This window comes from Acetobacter tropicalis (assembly GCF_001580915.1).
Lineage (GTDB): Bacteria > Pseudomonadota > Alphaproteobacteria > Acetobacterales > Acetobacteraceae > Acetobacter > Acetobacter tropicalis.
This window is the reverse complement of the sequence record NZ_LHZQ01000106.1, coordinates 1-3,524: the sequence shown is the minus strand read 5'-3', so window position 1 is coordinate 3,524 and position 3,524 is coordinate 1. Positions and strand designations below refer to the sequence as shown.

General features: G+C 58.3%; 4 protein-coding genes. 2 read left to right on the top strand and 2 right to left on the bottom strand.

The features are described 5' to 3' along the window. Window positions 1–663: hypothetical protein (locus tag AD944_RS16950; RefSeq protein WP_169796349.1), on the top strand; the 663-nt coding region annotated here is incomplete at its 5' end. A 35-nt stretch (window positions 664–698) separates the two neighbouring features. After that, on the top strand, window positions 699–1,247 hold the full coding sequence (locus tag AD944_RS00955; protein ID WP_045541374.1) for a hypothetical protein: 549 nt from the start codon (window positions 699–701) through the stop codon (window positions 1,245–1,247). A 60-nt stretch (window positions 1,248–1,307) separates the two neighbouring features. On the opposite strand, the gene AD944_RS00950 is transcribed toward AD944_RS00955, so the two are convergent. After that, the gene (locus tag AD944_RS00950) at window positions 1,308–2,081 is read right to left on the bottom strand and encodes a hypothetical protein (RefSeq protein ID WP_248845797.1); all 774 of its coding nucleotides are present in this window, start codon (window positions 2,079–2,081) and stop codon (window positions 1,308–1,310) included. Between the two features lie 161 nt (window positions 2,082–2,242). Beyond that, window positions 2,243–3,300 (bottom strand): IS630 family transposase gene (locus AD944_RS16035; RefSeq protein ID WP_211263318.1). Its coding sequence is split into 2 segments (ribosomal slippage): window positions 2,243–2,808 and window positions 2,808–3,300, totalling 1,059 coding nucleotides; the frame shifts between segments, so codons are not numbered across the junction. Window positions 3,301–3,524 lie beyond the last annotated feature (224 nt).

The window sequence follows — 3,524 nt, the reverse complement described above, 5'->3', positions numbered from 1 at the left end:
CTCATTCAAAAGTCACTCTTTTTATGGGGGGATTACCTGACCAGCAAACGTCTTTCGGCCATTTCTCTGGCCCTTGCGATGACCACAGCACCGGCTCTGGCCTCAGCGGCCTCCATGAGTCCAGCCGACATGTCATCGCCGCTTCTGGCGCTCAACGATCCGGCCGGCAACGGTGACTGGAAACAGGCGGCGCAGGGGAATTTCCCCAACAGCAGCGCCAATGACCACCAGAACGGCGTGCCACCCTATGACCTTATCCGGAAACTCCGCAGTGCCGGGATAAAGGGCGCGCTGGGGAGTTTTGACTACACTCCGATGCTTTATCAGGTTTTCAGGACATCGGACGCCCGCACCGTCGTCGCGTTCGTGCCTTACAACAGCGCGTGCGATCAGGCTGCGAATGACGTGAACTCCGGAAATGTGCCTCTGCGCTGCACCACCTATGCCCTGACGTTTGACAGCACAGGCGCGCCGGAAAGCCATCATTCCACAAAACACGGCTATTTTTACAGTAACAACGAGGAAAACCCGAAAGATCCGACGGCTCCGCAGGACGGCAACCGCGTGCTGTTCCGGATCAATGAAAAGGATCACACGATCTCAGAACAAACAGTCGCTGTGAACAAAACCGTCAGGGACTGTGACGCCGTCGTGAAATACTGAACTGCACGCAACGGACGGAATAAAAAGAACCCGCCATGAACAGGAATGACATCGATTTTGAAGGGATCAGGGCCCGGTTGGGTCTGTTCTGGAACACGCCGGATGAACTTGTCCTGGCTGCGATGGGCTGCACCGTTCTGGCGGGGTTTCTGTCCTGTGCTTACCGCCATGTCGAACGCGGCATGACGTCGGTTCAGCAAGCCGGTTTCAGCGGGTTTCATATTCTGGGCATCATACTCTGGCTGACCATCGCCTGTTTTGGCGCATCGTGGCTGAGCCGGAAACGCGCGTCCTTCAATATCCCCCGTCTTTACTGTGATCGTGCGTTATGGGGCATGACGCTGTTCTGTCTGGTCAAGATCTACGTTTTTCTGCAATCATCGCAGACAGAGACAAGCAGCTTCTTTTTTGCGTTCTCGACCTTCCATCTCTATTTTACGCCCGGTTCCGGCATTCTGTTTCTCCTTGCCGCGCCCGTCCTGTTGTGGCGTGCAACCCGGATCGAGAAGGCACTGGAGGCGGACAGACAGCAGGACGGGAGAGAGCCTGAACTGCTGCCGTCACTGGATGACAAAAACGACTGAACAGGACGGAGCCAGCCTTCCATGTGGAAAGCTGGCGCGGTTCATTCCGTCAGGCACACATTACTCACGCGCTCGCCAGCGTGAAACAGAAAGAGAACGTTGCTTCCCATATCGTGCACTATGATCCGGCACCGATGTGCGACGTTCCTCCCCATTGCAGACAAGCTGCGCGACAGCCGCTTCGATGGCTTCTGAGCAGATGGCCTCCAGCCAGTCCGGATGCGCCATCATGTCGAGCCAGATCACGCGGAGCAGCGGTCGGCCCGGCTGACTGAACCAGTCCTGCTTCTTCGCCAGACGGTCCAGAGAGGCTTCCTCGACATCCGCCCGGCAGATCCGGTCGGAGCCCAGCATGCCCATCACCTCAATGCAGACCAGAGGAGTCTCCTCATCAGGTGCGCAGAGACCGAAATCGCTGCGCAGATACCGCCCTTCTTCCAGCCAGGGATGGCAGCACAACTCCAGTTCATCGGGAACCATCTGCACAAGGGTCTCCCAGACAATCCGCTCGGGCGCGGAATCCAGTGTCGTGCCATCGGACGCCCGCTGTCCCGATCGTGGCAGATCCGGATAACGCCGGGCGAGCGCCTCCAGCATTCGCCGCCAGTCACCGAGGCTTTCACCCAGCTGGTCCAGATGCCGGGCCTCGGGGCCGCAATAACGCATCATGTTCGAGACCGGCGGTGCGCCCAGCCGTTCGGTGAGTGCTGCCATGAACTGGAGGTCCTCGTCTGTTGCATCCCACGGCGAGAGACGACGGGTGTGCCGAAGACGGCGGATGGCGCGGGATACGCAGTGTCGGCCTGTCTGGTAGCGTGTAATCTGAGAACGCATGGTGAAAATCCTGAGCAGAGCCATCGGACAGAACGGTTCCTGTCCGATGGCAGAGTGATGATTGGGGTTTGAGGAGGATGGTCTAACGACCAGAAAGATACAGAGCAGAGACCCGGCACTCACGCCGAAGCGGCGCTGTCCATTATACCAACCGTTGATTGCTATAACCCATGAGCCCAATTGCGCAGTCCGATTGACATGATGCGCCAAGGTTGATCGACGAGCTGGTTCCAGGCATGGCAGGCGATATCGATGATATCGTCATAGGTTCTGAATATCCTGTTTGACAGCCATGTATTGCGCATGAACTGCCAGAGATTTTCCACTGGGTTCAGTTCAGGAGCCCGGGGAGGCAGTGGGAGAATGGTGATATTTTCAGGCACATTCAGTTTCTGACTGGTGTGCCAGGCCGCCTGATCCACTATGAGGACGGCGTGAGCGCCCTGCGCGACCGTGCGTGAAATCTCCGCGAGATGGAGCTGCATGCCGTGCAGGTTGCAGACAGGGAGCACGAGGCCTGCTGCCGTTCCCTTTTCAGGACAGATAGCCCCGAAAATCCACGCGGATCTGGTGCGCAGGTCAGCTACAGCCCGGGGCCGGGTGCCCCGTTTCGCCCACCGCCGCGTCAGCTTCGTTTTCTGGCCGATCCGCGCCTCATCAGACCACCAGATTTCGATGTCTTTTCCCGGATGTCTGGCCCTGATTGCCGCCATGACACCGGGGAACTCTTTTTAAAAATGTCCTGCGCTTCTGTATCCTGGCGGTAGTGCCGTGGCCGGGCTGTCAGCAGACGAAACCCCTCACGACGTATGATCTGACCCAGACGGGTTTCCGACAGGGTGACGCCCCAGGTCTCATGTAGCCAGGCGCAGAGATCGCACAGTCTCCAGCGGACAACACCATGCACCGCAGGAATTGGCCCTTCTTCGAGCCGGGTTTTCAGGGCAGACAGCATCTGTGGTGTCAGGCGGGCTTTCTGTCCCCCGCCATGACGATCCACAAGGCCATCCGGGCCATCCGCATTGAAACGCAGCACCCAGTCACGGATACTCTGACGGTCTGTCCCGGCAAGAAGGGCCGCCTCGCCGCGCGAGGCGCCATCATAAATCGCCGCAAGCGCCAGCAGGCGACGCGACTGACCCGCATGCCGGCTTCTGCGCGCAAGGTGCCGCAACTCCGAACTATCATGATCGTCACGCAGGGACAGAGGGCTGCCCATACAGAATGCCTCCTTCTGAGAATACTCAGCATCCTGTGAATCACATTTTTGACCCGATGGGTACCCCGTGAGTCAGCCCAAACAATGGTTGGTATTACATCCTGAAGCGTCTCTCCAAAATCTTCGAGGAGATCACCGAGCAGCAGCACATGGCCTTCCAGCGAGCGGCCAAACGGCAGCGTGTCGTCGACGCGGATTTCTCACACTTGAGGCAATTTCGGGTC

What these genes read in the sequence shown, in the direction of transcription:
- AD944_RS00955 (WP_045541374.1), top strand. Translation starts at nt 699, where the DNA reads ATGAACAGGAATGACATCGATTTTGAAGGGATCAGGGCCCGGTTGGGT.
- AD944_RS00950 (WP_248845797.1), bottom strand. Translation starts at nt 2,081, where the DNA reads ATGCGTTCTCAGATTACACGCTACCAGACAGGCCGACACTGCGTATCC.